This is a genomic window from Mesorhizobium sp. M1004 (assembly GCF_040318795.1).
Lineage (GTDB): Bacteria > Pseudomonadota > Alphaproteobacteria > Rhizobiales > Rhizobiaceae > Mesorhizobium.
Map to the genome: position 1 here is coordinate 13,501 of NZ_JAMYNB010000002.1, position 13,512 is coordinate 27,012.

Annotated in this window: 16 protein-coding genes; 14 read left to right on the top strand and 2 right to left on the bottom strand. The window is 63.2% G+C overall.

What is annotated here, in order from left to right:
• Positions 1-32: 32 nt before the first annotated feature.
• The 8 genes from ureC to NKH54_RS04375 all read left to right on the top strand — a co-directional run bounded on the left by ureC (position 33) and on the right by NKH54_RS04375 (position 6,259).
• On the top strand, positions 33-1,745 hold the full coding sequence (gene ureC / locus NKH54_RS04340; protein ID WP_031195771.1) for an urease subunit alpha: 1,713 nt from the start codon (positions 33-35) through the stop codon (positions 1,743-1,745).
• 92 nt (positions 1,746-1,837) lie between these two features.
• Positions 1,838-2,431: a hypothetical protein gene (locus tag NKH54_RS04345; RefSeq protein ID WP_353027761.1), complete on the top strand. Its 594-nt coding sequence runs from the start codon at positions 1,838-1,840 to the stop codon at positions 2,429-2,431.
• A 42-nt stretch (positions 2,432-2,473) separates the two neighbouring features.
• Positions 2,474-3,079, top strand: a complete 606-nt coding sequence (locus NKH54_RS04350; RefSeq protein ID WP_023714523.1) for a glutathione S-transferase family protein — start codon at positions 2,474-2,476, stop codon at positions 3,077-3,079.
• Positions 3,076-3,678, top strand: a complete 603-nt coding sequence (locus NKH54_RS04355; RefSeq protein WP_023671237.1) for an urease accessory protein UreE — start codon at positions 3,076-3,078, stop codon at positions 3,676-3,678. Before NKH54_RS04350 ends, NKH54_RS04355 begins: the two co-directional genes overlap by 4 nt.
• Positions 3,671-4,342, top strand: a complete 672-nt coding sequence (locus NKH54_RS04360; protein WP_353027919.1) for an urease accessory protein UreF — start codon at positions 3,671-3,673, stop codon at positions 4,340-4,342. The genes NKH54_RS04355 and NKH54_RS04360 overlap by 8 nt, the downstream gene beginning before the upstream one ends.
• Positions 4,339-4,779, top strand: a complete 441-nt coding sequence (locus NKH54_RS04365; RefSeq protein WP_023671239.1) for a DUF3995 domain-containing protein — start codon at positions 4,339-4,341, stop codon at positions 4,777-4,779. Before NKH54_RS04360 ends, NKH54_RS04365 begins: the two co-directional genes overlap by 4 nt.
• Positions 4,780-4,792: 13 nt before the next feature.
• Positions 4,793-5,425: an urease accessory protein UreG gene (ureG, locus tag NKH54_RS04370; protein ID WP_023671240.1), complete on the top strand. Its 633-nt coding sequence runs from the start codon at positions 4,793-4,795 to the stop codon at positions 5,423-5,425.
• 66 nt (positions 5,426-5,491) lie between these two features.
• On the top strand, positions 5,492-6,259 hold the full coding sequence (locus NKH54_RS04375; RefSeq protein WP_023711372.1) for a class II aldolase and adducin N-terminal domain-containing protein: 768 nt from the start codon (positions 5,492-5,494) through the stop codon (positions 6,257-6,259).
• Between the two features lie 360 nt (positions 6,260-6,619).
• Here the strand turns inward: NKH54_RS04375 and NKH54_RS04380 are convergent, their stop codons facing one another.
• Complete coding sequence (locus NKH54_RS04380) at positions 6,620-7,252, bottom strand: HAD family hydrolase (RefSeq protein ID WP_023671242.1); 633 nt, start codon at positions 7,250-7,252, stop codon at positions 6,620-6,622.
• A 220-nt stretch (positions 7,253-7,472) separates the two neighbouring features.
• On the opposite strand from NKH54_RS04380, the gene NKH54_RS04385 reads away from it, so the two are divergent.
• Entirely contained in the window at positions 7,473-8,432 is a 960-nt protein-coding gene (locus NKH54_RS04385) for a sugar-binding transcriptional regulator (protein ID WP_023689163.1), read from the top strand.
• 22 nt (positions 8,433-8,454) lie between these two features.
• Here NKH54_RS04385 and NKH54_RS04390 read toward each other — a convergent pair whose 3' ends face one another.
• Complete coding sequence (locus NKH54_RS04390; RefSeq protein ID WP_023732685.1) at positions 8,455-8,640, bottom strand: hypothetical protein; 186 nt, start codon at positions 8,638-8,640, stop codon at positions 8,455-8,457.
• Positions 8,641-8,750: 110 nt separating this feature from the next.
• Here NKH54_RS04390 and NKH54_RS04395 point away from each other — a divergent pair, with 110 nt between their 5' ends.
• From NKH54_RS04395 to NKH54_RS04415, 5 genes are all read left to right on the top strand, one after another.
• Positions 8,751-9,659, top strand: coding sequence for a LysR substrate-binding domain-containing protein (locus NKH54_RS04395; RefSeq protein ID WP_023671245.1), 909 nt, complete (start codon positions 8,751-8,753; stop codon positions 9,657-9,659).
• A gap of 112 nt (positions 9,660-9,771) precedes the next feature.
• A complete protein-coding gene (locus NKH54_RS04400) occupies positions 9,772-10,113 on the top strand; it encodes a hypothetical protein (RefSeq protein WP_353027762.1) in 342 nt (113 codons plus the stop codon).
• A 242-nt stretch (positions 10,114-10,355) separates the two neighbouring features.
• Complete coding sequence (locus NKH54_RS04405) at positions 10,356-11,666, top strand: ABC transporter substrate-binding protein (RefSeq protein WP_023746514.1); 1,311 nt, start codon at positions 10,356-10,358, stop codon at positions 11,664-11,666.
• A gap of 122 nt (positions 11,667-11,788) precedes the next feature.
• On the top strand, positions 11,789-12,661 hold the full coding sequence (locus NKH54_RS04410; protein WP_023711367.1) for a carbohydrate ABC transporter permease: 873 nt from the start codon (positions 11,789-11,791) through the stop codon (positions 12,659-12,661).
• A gap of 11 nt (positions 12,662-12,672) precedes the next feature.
• Positions 12,673-13,497: a carbohydrate ABC transporter permease gene (locus tag NKH54_RS04415; RefSeq protein WP_023671250.1), complete on the top strand. Its 825-nt coding sequence runs from the start codon at positions 12,673-12,675 to the stop codon at positions 13,495-13,497.
• Positions 13,498-13,512 lie beyond the last annotated feature (15 nt).

Consider the following 13,512-nt stretch of genomic DNA (forward strand, 5'->3'; position numbering starts at 1 on the left):
CGGCCGGGCTCTCGTTTGGGGAGCATTGACTGATGGCTAGAATTACCCGCGCCGCCTACGCGCAGATGTATGGCCCGACGGTCGGCGACAGAGTGCGCCTGGCCGACACCGAGCTGTTTATCGAGGTCGAAAAGGACCTCACCGTCCATGGCGAGGAGGTGAAATTCGGCGGCGGCAAGGTCATCCGCGACGGCATGGGCCAGAGCCAGGTGTCGCGCGCCGGCGGCGCGGTCGACACGGTCATCACCAACGCGCTGGTGGTCGATGCCACGGCCGGCATCTTCAAGGCCGATATAGGTCTCAGGGACGGCCGCATCGCGGCGATCGGCAAGGCCGGCAATCCCGACACGCAGGACGGTGTCACCATCATCATCGGCCCCGGTACCGAGATCATCGCCGGCGAGGGCAAGATCCTGACCGCCGGCGGCTTCGACGCGCACATCCACTTCATCTGCCCGCAGCAGATCGACGAAGCGCTGATGTCGGGCATCACCACCATGCTCGGCGGCGGCACCGGCCCGGCGCATGGCACGTTGGCCACCACCTGCACGCCCGGACCCTGGCACATGGCGCGCATGATCCAGTCCTTCGACGCTTTCCCGATGAACATCGGCCTGTCCGGAAAGGGCAACGCCTCGCTGCCGGCGGCGCTCGAGGAAATGGTGCTGGGCGGGGCCTGCTCGCTGAAGCTGCACGAGGACTGGGGCACGACGCCGGCGGCCATCGACTGCTGCCTGTCGGTTGCCGACGATTACGACGTGCAGGTGATGATCCACACCGACACGCTGAACGAATCCGGCTTTGTGGAGAACACCGTCGCCGCCATCAAGGGCCGCACCATCCACGCCTTCCACACCGAAGGCGCCGGCGGCGGCCATGCGCCCGATATCATCAAGGTCTGCGGCCTGCCCAACGTCATTCCGTCTTCGACCAACCCGACCCGGCCCTACACCGTCAACACGCTGGCCGAGCATCTCGACATGCTGATGGTGTGCCATCATCTGTCGCCGTCGATCCCTGAAGACATCGCCTTTGCCGAAAGCCGCATCCGCAAGGAGACCATCGCGGCGGAAGACATTTTGCACGATATCGGCGCCTTCTCGATCATCTCGTCGGACTCGCAGGCCATGGGCCGTGTCGGCGAGGTGGCGATCCGCACCTGGCAGACCGCCGACAAGATGAAGCGCCAGCGCGGGTCATTGCCGCAGGAGACCGGCAACAACGACAATTTCCGCGTCCGCCGCTACATCGCCAAATACACCATCAACCCGGCCATCGCGCATGGGCTGTCCAGGGACATCGGGTCGATCGCGGTCGGCAAGCGCGCCGATCTGGTGCTGTGGAACCCAGCCTTCTTCGGCGTCAAACCGGACATGGTGCTGATCGGCGGCATGATAGCCGCAGCCCCGATGGGCGACCCCAACGCCTCTATCCCGACCCCCCAGCCCATGCACTACCGCCCGATGTTCGGCGCCTATGGCAAGGCCAGGACCAACTCGTCGGTGACCTTCGTTTCGAAGGCGGCGCTGGAGTCCGGCCTGCATGGCAGGCTCGGCGTCGACAAGCAGTTCGTCGCGGTCGAAAATACCCGCGGCGGCATCGGCAAGCACTCGATGATCCTCAACGACGCCACGCCGCATATCGAGGTCGATCCCGAAACCTATGAGGTTCGCGCCGATGGCGAACTCTTGACTTGCGAGCCGGCAACCGTGCTGCCGATGGCGCAGCGGTATTTCCTGTTTTGAGGCGAGGGGTGATTTGATCGACCCGGCAAATTCCATTGCGAGCCGGTCGGTGCCGCCGCAATATGCGGCTCAAAGAAACCGCGTAGCAGGTCATGGCCACCGAAATAGCCTCCGCCCACGACATCTTCCCGCATATCCGCATCGTCATGGGCATGGTGATCGGACTTGGCGTCGCTCGCCTGCTGTCGGGGGTGGCGCGAATCGTCCAGCATCCCGGCCAGTACAGGCTCTATCCCGTGCACCTCGGCTGGGTCGCCTCCATGCTGTTGCTGCTGGTGCATTTCTGGTGGTGGGAGTTCGGCCTCTACACCATAGAGGTCTGGACTTTCGGCAAGTACCTGTTCCTGATCTTCTACGCCATCACGCTGTTCCTGCTGTGCGCGCTGCTGTTTCCGGATTCGATGCTCGACTACACCAGCTACGAGGATTTCTTCTATTCGCGCCGTGGCTGGTTCTTCGGCCTGCTGGCGGCCACCTATCTGCTCGATGTTGTCGACACGCTGCTGAAAGGTCCCGAGCATTTCGCCCGCTACGGCAATGAATATCTGTTCCGAACGCCGGTTTTCGTGGTGTTTTGCATTGCCGCCATACTGGTGCGTGACCGCCGTTTCCACATCGCCTTCGTCGCCGGCACGCTGATTTACCAAATATCGTTCATCCTGCGGCTCTTCGACACCATCGTCTGAACAGTGGCTATGGTTTAGGGTCGCAGGAAAGAGGGTTCAACCATGTACAAGGCCATCGGATCGCGTGGATCCCGCGTCAGCCGCGTTCTGTGGATGCTCGAGGAACTCGGGCAGCCCTATGAATTCGTCGAGGTGAAATTGCGTTCGCCCGAAGCCTATGCGCTCAACCCGTCGGGCAAGGTGCCGATCCTGATCGATGGGGAACTGACGGTGACCGATTCGGCGGCAATCTGCGTCTATCTCGCCGACAAGCACGCCGACAAAGGCATGGGCGCCAATCCAGGTGTGGCCGGACGCGCCGAGATGGATTCCTGGATGCATTTTGCCCAGAGCGAATTCGAAGCGCCGCTGTGGAACAAGCTGCGCCACCGCTTCCTGCTGCCCAAGGAAGTGCGGGTCGATGTCGGTCCTGCCGCCGCCTACGATTTCGCCTCCGAGACCAAGGCGCTGGACGGCCGGCTGGGCAACAGGCCGTTTGCGCTGGGCGACCGATTTTCCGCCGTCGACGTGCTGTTGGGCGACATGGGCGGCTGGGCCCGAGCCGGAAAATTCCCGATCGAGTCCGAGCGCGTCAACGCGTATTTCGACCGCGTCTTGGCGCGGCCTGCCCGGGCACGGGCGCAAGCCAATGGCGGAGCCATGCGATGAAACTCAACCTCAACACCGACTTCACCAAATTCCCGCGCGCCGTCTCGGTGCTGACGGCCGGCACTGCCGGTAGCGTGCCGCCATCCGGCCGTGCCGTGCTGCCCCATGACGAGCGCCATCTGCGCCGCCGCGCCATCGAACTTGCCGACGGCAGCAAGGTGCTGGTCGACCTGCCGGAGCCTGTCACCCTGAACCATGGCGACCGGCTGGTGCTGGAGGACGGTGGTTATATCGAAATCATCGCAGCGCCCGAAGAGGTCTACGACATCCGCGCCCGCGACGCCGTGCATCTGACCGAACTTGCCTGGCATATCGGCAACCGGCATCTGGCGGCAGCGATCGAGGCCGGCCGCATCCTGATTTTGCGCGACCACGTCATCAAGGCGATGCTGGAAGGTCTCGGCGCCACGGTGCGCGACGTTTCCGAGCCGTTCAAGCCGGTGCGCGGCGCCTATTCCGCGCAAGGTGCGCATGGCCACGATCACGGTCATGCCCATGCTCATGCCGAAGCGCATTCCCATGATGGGCATTCCCACGCACACAGCGAGTCGCATTCGCACAGCCATTCCCATGACGGGCATCATCACGATCATGACTGACCAGCCATCCGGCATCGCTTTGCTGCGGCTCATGGCGTGGCTGTCGCCGGCCTTTCCGGTCGGCGGCTTTGCCTACAGCCATGGTCTCGAACGCGCCGGGCAAGACGGGCTGGTTGCCGATACCGCCAGCCTCGCCTCCTGGCTGGAGACGCTGGTCGAGATGGGCTCGGGCTGGAACGACGCCGTGCTCTTCACGGAAGCCTGGCGTCGCGCCCGCGACGGCGGCGATCTCCATGAAATTGCCGATCTCGCCGAAGCGCTGGCCGGCTCGCGTGAGCGTCACACCGAAACCATGCTGCAAGGCGCCGCCTTCCTGAAAGCGGCAGCGGCGTGGGCGAATCCGGTGATGGGCCGCCTGCCGGCCGAATGCGCCTACTGTGTCGCCGTCGGCGCCGCTGCCGGCGGCAACGGTTTCGCGCTTCAGGACGCGATGTCGGCCTTCCTGCAGGCCTTCTTCTCCAACCTCGTCCAGGCGGCGATCCGACTCGGCATCGTCGGCCAGACGGACGCTATGGCCTTGCTCGCCGGCTTCGAGCCGCTGGCGCTGTCGACGGCCGCGCGCGCCGCCGGCTCGACATTGGACGATCTCGGCGGCTGCGCCTTCATCTCCGACATCATGGCGATGAAGCACGAGACGCAGTATTCCAGGCTGTTCCGCTCATGATCGTCCTCGCCTTCGCCCTCTCGGCCGTCCTGCTGCTGATCACCGCGCTGCATGTCTATTGGGGCCTTGGCGGCATCTGGCCGGGCAGGGACGGCGTCTCCTGCGCCCACGCCGTCGTCGGCTTTCGCGGCGTCGACGAGATGCCGACGCCGTTTCCCTGTTTCGCCGTTGCCGCGTGCCTGTGCCTCGCAACCCTGTGGCCGCTGGCGCTGACCGGGGTCTTCGCCTCCCCCTTTCCAAGGGAGGGCCTTGCCGCCACAGCGCTGCTCATCGGGCTCGTCTTCCTCGGCCGCGGCATTGCCGGCTTCACGCCGTGGTGGCGCCGTCTGGCGCCGGAACAGCCTTTTGCGCGGCTCGATATCAGCTTCTATTCGCCGCTCTGCCTGTTGATCGGGCTCAGCTTCGCCATCCTCGCCATCACGGAGTTTTCGGCATGACGGAGTTTTCGGTATGACTCAGGCAAACGGTCCCCTGCGTATCGGCATCGGCGGTCCCGTCGGCTCCGGCAAGACGACGCTCACCGAAAAGCTCTGCAAGGCGCTGCGCGACGATTTCTCCATCGCCGTCGTCACCAACGACATCTACACCAAGGAAGACGCCATGATGCTGGCCCGCCTGCAGGCGCTGCCTGAGGACCGCATCGTCGGCGTGGAGACCGGCGGCTGCCCGCACACCGCCATCCGTGAGGACGCCTCGATCAATTTGCAGGCGATCGCCGGACTGAACAGGAAATTCCCCGATCTCGACATCGTCTTCATCGAATCCGGCGGCGACAATCTTGCCGCCACCTTCTCGCCGGACCTTGCCGACCTGACCCTCTATGTCATCTCGGTTTGCCAGGGCGAGGAAATCCCCAGGAAGGGCGGGCCGGCGATCACCCGTTCCGATTTCCTGGTCATCAACAAGAGCGATCTGGCGCCCTATGTAAACGTCAACCTCGATGTCATGGAGAGCGACGCCGCCCGAATGCGGGGCAAGCGCCCGTTCGGCTTCACCGATCTATCGCGCGGCAAGGGACTGCAGGAAGTCATCGACTTCATCGTCGAACATGGCGGGCTGCAGTCGGCCCGCTCGGCGGCCTGACCCAGTACTTACCGGTTGCTGGTCGGCATTGGGCGCGGCATTCTCGGGGAAATGGAGGATTTTTTGATGAGCATCGCCCGTTTGCAGAAAGAGCCGCTGACCAACCTGCCCTATTATGAGGAGCGCGTCGACCTTGCCGCCGCCTTCCGCTGGACGGCGCGGCTCAACATGCATGAAGCCGTGGCCAACCACTTCTCGCTGTCGGTCAACGAGGCCGGCAGCAAATTCCTGATGAACCCCAACCAGGTGCATTTCTCGCGCATCAAGGCGAGCGACCTTTTGCTGATCGACGCCAACGATCCCGAGACATTGTCCGGCCCGAATGCGCCCGACCCGACCGCCTGGGGTCTGCACGGCGCCATTCACCGCAACGTGCCGCATGCGCGCTGCGCCATGCATGTGCATTCCATTCATGCCACTGTGCTTGCATCGCTGGCCGACTCGACTCTGCCGCCGATCGACCAGAACTCGGCCATGTTCTTCAACCGCCACGTCGTCGATGCCCACTATGGCGGGCTGGCCTTCGAGGAGGAAGGCGAGCGCTGCTCGCAACTGCTCACCGACCCGAAAGTCAAAGTGATGGTGATGGGCAATCACGGCGTCATGGTCATCGGCGACACCGTTGCCGACGCCTTCAACCGCATGTTCTATTTCGAGCGTGCCGCCGAGACCTACATCAAGGCGCTGTGGACCGGCCGTCCGCTGCGCACGCTCTCCGACGCCATTGCCGAAAAGACCGCCAGCGAAATGGACGACTATCCCGGCCAGGCGGAGCGCCATCTCGCCGAGCTGAAGGCGATCCTCGACGAGGAGGAGCCGGTGTACCGCAGCTAAGCGACCATCCGTGCTTCTCTCGTTTACGCTACGCACTCACCTTCTGTGATTTGTTATGACTGATCGGCGTAAGGTTGATTGCCAGGTGGTTCCCCCAATCCGTCGCTGCTTCGCAGCGCCACCTTTCCCCCTCCGGAGGGAAGGAAGGGAGCCTTTCTGGACGAGCGTTTGACGGCAAAAAGCTTGGCGCCTTTCCTCTACCCCGTCGATCGGGGGGTCCGAAGGACGGGCGAGACCCGTGGCTCGCCCCGGCAGGGTGGCTCGGCGAAGCCGAGACGGGGGTCGACCAGCGCAACATTAGACAATGCATGGCCAAGCTGAAGGGAGGATGAGGGGCAGCGCCGACGTTCATAGGCTCACTCAGAGTCCCAACTGAGCCCGCAACTCTTCCGCACTGTTGATCACGACAGCGCCCTTCGGTCCTGCCATCGGCGCTTCCGGCCAGAAGATCGTCCGCATCCCCGCGGCCAGGCCTGATGTGGCGCCGGTAACGCTGTCGTCGACGGCCACCGCGTCTGAAGGATCGACGCCGGCCAGCCACGCGGCGCGCAGGAACGGTTCGGGATGCGGCTTGCCTTCGCGCACGTCGTTTCGGCTGATCGTGCGCATGCCGGGATAGATCAGGCCGACGGCGCTCAGATTTGCATCGACGATCACCCGGTCGGAATTGGACACCACCGCCTGCTGCACGCCGAGCGCGCGCAACTCGTTGAACACTTCGATCGCGCCGGGGCGCGGCTTCAGCGTCTCGGCCATCGGCATGTAGTGATCGTATTTGCGCACGATCCAGTCGTCGAAGGGCAGGTCGAGGCCGAACTCGCTGCGCAGCATCTCGTAGACCGGTGCGGCGGCGACGCCCAGCACCCGCTCATGCAGGTCGGCCGGCGGCGTGATACCGACGCTGCGCAGCGCCGCCACCAAGGCCGCCTCGTGCAGCGGCTCGCTGTCGACCAGCGTGCCGTCCATATCCCAGAAAACCGCTTTCGGCGTCATGCGAGGCTCCTTTGCCGATCCCCTTAAAGCGTTTGTATCAGGAGATAAACCGCCGAGCCCGTCCGCTGGCGATTTTCGCTGGGTTGGTTGCCGCGCGGCGGCCGGATCGAAGCAGCAAGCAATTGTCTTCCCGATTGAACAATTGCGCGCCGACACATTCCCTGCAAGACTACGACGCTTCGCCCAAGGGCGCGCAAAGGGGCAGGGCTGGAGGCACATTTTGAATTCGCGGCAAGATGGCGGCAGCAGCAGGCTGGACGAGGCAGCGCGCGCCGGCTGGCTTTATTATGTTGCCGGCAACACCCAGGACCAGATCGCCGCCACGCTCGGCATTTCCCGGCAGACGGCGCAGCGGCTGGTGTCGCTGGCGGTGTCGGAGGGGCTGATCAAGGTTCGCGTCGATCACCCGATCGCCAATTGCCTTGATCTCGCAGCTAGACTGAAGTCACGCTTCGCGCTCGACCTCGTCGAAGTGGTGCCGAGCGATCCAACCTCATCCTCGACCACGATCGGCATTGCCGAGGCGGCCGCGGCCGAGATCGAGCGGCGGCTGCGGTCACCGACGCCCATCGTCTTGGCCATCGGCACCGGCCGCACGCTGAAGGCGGCGATCGAGCAATTGCCGCCGATGGAATGCTCGCAGCACAAGGTTGTGTCCTTGACCGGCAACATCTCGCCCGACGGTTCGGCCGCCTTCTACAACGTCATCTTCACCATGGCCGACCGGGTCAAGGCGCGCTCGTTCCCGATGCCGCTGCCGGTCATCGCCTCGTCGCCGGAAGAGCGCGAGATGCTGCTTGCCCAGCCGATGATCCAACCGACGCTGGCGCTGGCCGCGGAAGCCGACGTGACCTTTGTCGGCATCGGCGATCTCGGCCCGAAGGCGCCGCTCTACGAGGACGGTTTTATCTCGGAAAGCGAGCTGAAGGCGTTGCAAAAGGCTGGCGGCGTCGCCGAGATCGTCGGCTGGGTGTTCGATCGGGAAGGCCGCATGATCGAGGGCATCACCAACGACCGGGTATCGTCGGCAGCCTTGCCGTCACGCGAAAAGTCGCTGGTCATTGCACTCGCCATGGGCGAACGCAAATTGCCGGGCATCCTGGCTGCGGTGAACCGCCGGCTGGTCAATGGCCTCATCACCGACGAGCGGACCGCCACGGCCCTACTCGACGGCGCCTGATCTGGTGATAAAATCGGCACTGCTATTTGTGCCGTCCGCAAACATCATTTCCATCGAGGAAACCCATGTCGCGCTGCAGATGCGGCGACAATTCCCTGACGTCGACATAGCTGCGGCGGCGGCGTACCAGCAGGGAAAATTCGTGCGCCAGCACGGAAAACCAGCTCCGCGCCGGGGCCGAATGCAGCTTTTCCTGTACCGTGGTCATGATCTTCAGCCTCCGCTATGCTCGAACTGGATTGTTCCTCGACACCAAATATCAGTCTGATCGGCTCCGGCTTCCAATCAAACGTCGATCAAGACCCATAAGGAGGGCTTATGCCCGATCTCAAGGCACCACAGCTCGCCCAGTTGCCGCCGCTGCAGGCCATCAGGGTGTTCGAAGCCGTCGCGCGGCATCTCTCCTTCACCAAGGCCGCGCAGGAACTCGGCATGACGCAGGCCGCCGCCAGCTACCAGATCAAGCTTCTGGAAGAGCGCATCGGTTCGCCGCTGTTCCTGCGCCAGCCGCGCCAGATTGTGCTGACGGAACCCGGCCAGCGCCTGGCGCCCGCCGTCAGCGAGGCGTTCAGCCTGCTCTCAAGCGCCTATTCCGCCGCGCGTGGGGGCGCCGATGGTGTGCTGTGTGTCTCGACGCTGCTGACCTTTGCCTCGAACTGGCTGGCGCAGCATCTCGGCTCCTTCCAGGTCGCGCATCCGTCGCTGGCGGTGCGCGTCGATACCTCGAACAGGGTGATCGATTTTGCCCGCGAGGACATGGACATCGCTATCCGCTCCGGCAGCGGCAAGTGGCCTGGAGTGGAGACCCATCTTTTGTTCAAGGCCGATTTCACCCCGGTGCTGAGCCCGGCACTCGCTGCCACCATCGGTGGCGTCCACGAACCCGCCGACCTGTTCAAGCTGCCCATTCTCGATCCCGGCGACATCTGGTGGCGGGAATGGTTCGCCCTTGCCGGCGTTCCGGCGGACGAACTTGCCAGGCGCACCGGCACCAGCATGGGCGCGCAGGCCTATGAGGCGAACGCGGCCATCGCCGGCCATGGTGTGGCGATCCTGACCACCGCATTGTTCAAGACCGAGCTCGCCGCCGGCCGCCTGATCCAGCCCTTCGACCTGGTCGGCGACGACGGCCACGCCTATTGGCTGGTCTACCCGACGGCGCGTCGCAACGTGCCGAAGATAAAAGCCTTCCGGGACTGGATCCTGGCCGAGATCGCCTGCGCCTGAGGGCGAGCGACTCGCGGATTGATTTCCGAGATGCAAAGCGAGCCATGGATCCGCGACGAATGCTCGCTTTCGCGGACAAACAGCTGCGATCGGGCCACCCGGTTAACCAAGCTTGACAAAAACGCTGTCGGTATCACTCGCCCGGCATAGGCTTGTGCTTGTGACGACCCAATTGAGCAGGATCAATCGTCTGCAGATTGAAACAGGGTCGATCAGCCGGCTGATGAAAGTCTATCGCGTCGAAGAAATCGAAAACAACACCGTGCGCACGACGCAGGTGATCGAAGCATTTACGCCGTTTCAAGCTGCCGTGAAGGCAATCGGCCGGGAAGTTAGGCTGCGCAAGGACGAGCCCAGCTGGATCCAGGTGACGGAAGTGCTGACCAGAGCCAAGCAAACACGCGACGGCAGGGTTTTCGAATATTCCGTCGGAAGCTACCCGTCCCACGGCTGACGGGCTGGGCCCTATCGCTCCCTTGGCGCCATGATTGGGTTGCGATGGGTCGGCATCAACCCGCTCTCACATCCCGTGCAAACAGCTTCCCAAATCCATTCAATATCCTCTACGCGCGCAACGCCGCGCTCCGCCTTGCGTGCTGCGCTGCAGCATCGAATCTGGCTTGACATAATTTATGCCAAGTGAGTAATTGCCCATTACCAAGGCAAATGCTCATCTTGGTTCATGGGAGGAATTTGATGAAACTGCGCACGCTCACCCTGGGCTTGTTGTCGGCCAGCGCTTTCGCTTTTGCCGCACACGCCGAATCCATCACCATCGCCACGGTCAACAATGGCGACATGGTCCGCATGCAAAAGCTGACGGACGACTTCACCAAGGCGAACCCCGACATCCAGCTGAACTGGGTCACGCTCGAAGAGAACGTGCTGCGCGAGCGCGTCACCACCGACATCGCAACCAAGGGCGGCCAGTATGACGTGATGACGATCGGCACCTACGAGGTTCCGATCTGGGCCAAGCAGAGCTGGCTGTTGCCGCTCGACAAGCTCGGCGACGACTATGACGCCAAGGACATCATCCCGGCCATCGCCGGCGGCCTCTCGGTCGACGGCAAGCTCTATGCCGCGCCCTTCTACGGCGAAAGCTCCTTCGTCATGTACCGCAAGGACCTGATCGAGAAGGCCGGGCTGACCATGCCCGATGCCCCGACGTGGGACTTCATCAAGCAGGCGGCCGACAAGATGACCGACCGCGCCAATGGCGTGAACGGCGTATGCCTGCGCGGCAAGGCCGGCTGGGGCGAGAACACGGCGTTCCTGACGGCCATGTCCAACTCGTTTGGCGCCCGCTGGTTCGACGAGAACTGGAAGCCGCAGTTCGACCAACCGGAATGGAAGAACACACTGCAGTTCTATGTCGACCTGATGAAGGCCGACGGTCCGGAAGGCGCTTCGTCCAACGGCTTCAACGAGAATCTGGCTCTGTTCCAGCAAGGCAAGTGCGGCATGTGGATCGACGCCACCGTGGCGGCGTCCTTCGTCTCGGATCCGAAGGCCTCGAAGGTGGCCGACAAGGTCGGTTATGCTTTGGCGCCGGACAATGGCCTCGGCAAGCGCGCCAACTGGCTCTGGGCATGGTCGCTGGCGATCCCCGCAGGCACGCAGAAGGCGGAATCCGCCCAGAAGTTCGTCTCATGGGCGACCAGCAAGCACTATGCCGAACTGGTCGCTTCCAAGGAAGGCTGGGCCAACGTTCCTCCGGGAACGCGTTCCTCGCTCTACGCCAATCCCGAGTACCAGAAGGCGGCCCCGTTCGCCAAGATGACGCTGGACTCGATCAATGCCGCCGATCCGGCGCATCCGACGGTCAAGCCGGTGCCCTATGTCGGTGTGCAGTTCGTCGCCATTCCTGAGTTCCAGGGCCTCGGCACAACCGTTGGCCAGCTGTTCTCGGCGGCGCTCGCCGGCCAGACCAGCGTAGACGACGCGCTCAAGCAGGCGCAGGACGCCGCCACGGCGACCATGACCGAAGGCGGTTATATCAAGTAAGGCTCCTCCCGGTGCCGAACGCCGGTCGCCTCCTGACCGGCGATGGCCGCCCGAGTCCCAGTTCGGGCGGCCGCTTTTTCCCCGCTGTGAAAATTCAGTCCGACTAGTGAAGGGTGACCGTCATGGCTACTCAGCAGACCCGTTCGCTTGCCCGCTTCATGATGGCGCCGTCCGTCGTGTTGCTGTTCGTCTGGATGATCGTGCCGCTGGTCATCACCTTCTGGTTCTCCTTCCAGCAATACAATCCGCTGAACCCGATCCGCGACGGCTTCGTCTGGTTCTCGAACTACTCGCTGTTCTATTCCAACCCGGCATTCCTGCAATCGATCCTGAACACGCTCGTCCTGGTCGGCAGCGTGCTGCTGATCACCGTGATCGGCGGCATCATGCTGGCGCTGTTGATCGATCAGCCGATGTGGGGACAGGGGATCGTGCGCATCCTCGTCATCTCTCCGTTCTTCGTCATGCCGCCGGTGGCTGCACTTGTCTGGAAGAACATGATCATGCACCCGCAATACGGCGTCTTTGCCGACATTGCGCGCTTCTTCGGCGCTCAGCCAATCGACTGGTTCGGGCAGCACCCGATGCTGGCCATCATCATCATCGTCGCCTGGCAATGGCTGCCCTTCGCAACGCTGATCCTTTTGACCGCCCTGCAGTCGCTCGACGGCGAGCAGAAGGAAGCCGCCGAGATGGACGGCGCTGGCTTCGTCAGCCGCTTCATCTATCTGACGCTGCCGCACATGTCGCGCGCCATCACCGTCGTCATCCTGATCCAGACCATCTTCCTGCTGTCGGTCTATGCCGAAATCCTGGTCACCACCAATGGCGGACCCGGCTATGCCTCCACCAACCTGCCCTTCCTCGTCTACCAGAAGGCATTGCTGGAGTTCAAAATCGGCCAGGCATCGGCCGGCGGTGTCATCGCCGTCATTCTCGCCAACATCGTCGCCTTCTTCGCCATGCGCGCGGTCGGCAAGAACCTGGACAAGTAAGGGAGGATACGATGGCACGTGCAGTCACCACCCAACACAAGGTCATTGCGACAGGCGCCGCCTGGATCGTCGCGCTGCTGATCTTCTTCCCGATCCTCTACACGATCATCACCTCGTTCAAGTCGGAGCAGGAGGCCATCCAGGGCTTCGCGCTGATCCCGTCGGGGACGTTCGAGAGCTATACCGAGGTCCAGGCGCAGAGCGGCTACTTCAAGTTCTTCTTCAACTCGGTGCTGCTCTCGGTCGGCTCGACCATCCTGGCCCTGATAGTCGCGGTTCCGGCCGCCTGGTCGATGGCCTTCTCGCCGGGCAAGTGGACCAAGGACATCCTGATGTGGATGCTCTCGACCAAGATGATGCCGGCGGTTGCCGTGCTGTTCCCGATCTACCTCATCTTCCGCGATGCCGGACTGCTCGACAGCCGCATCGGCCTGATGATCATGCTGATGCTGATCAACCTGCCCATCGTGATCTGGATGCTCTACACCTACTTCCGCGAAATCCCCGGCGAGATCCTGGAAGCGGCACGCATGGACGGCGCCACCTTGTGGGGCGAGATCGTCTATGTGCTGACCCCCATGGCCGTGCCGGGCATCGCATCGACCATGCTGCTCAACATCATCCTGGCGTGGAACGAAGCGTTCTGGACCATCCGCCTGACCACCACCGAGGCGGCGCCGCTGACGGCCTTCATCAGTTCGTTCTCGAGCCCGCAAGGCCTGTTCTGGGCCAAGCTTTCGGCGGCCTCGACGCTGGCCATCGCCCCCATCCTGATCATGGGCTGGTTCAGCCAGAAGCAGCTGGTGCGCGGCCTGACATTCGGCGCGGTAAAATAACGGACGTTGCCTGAA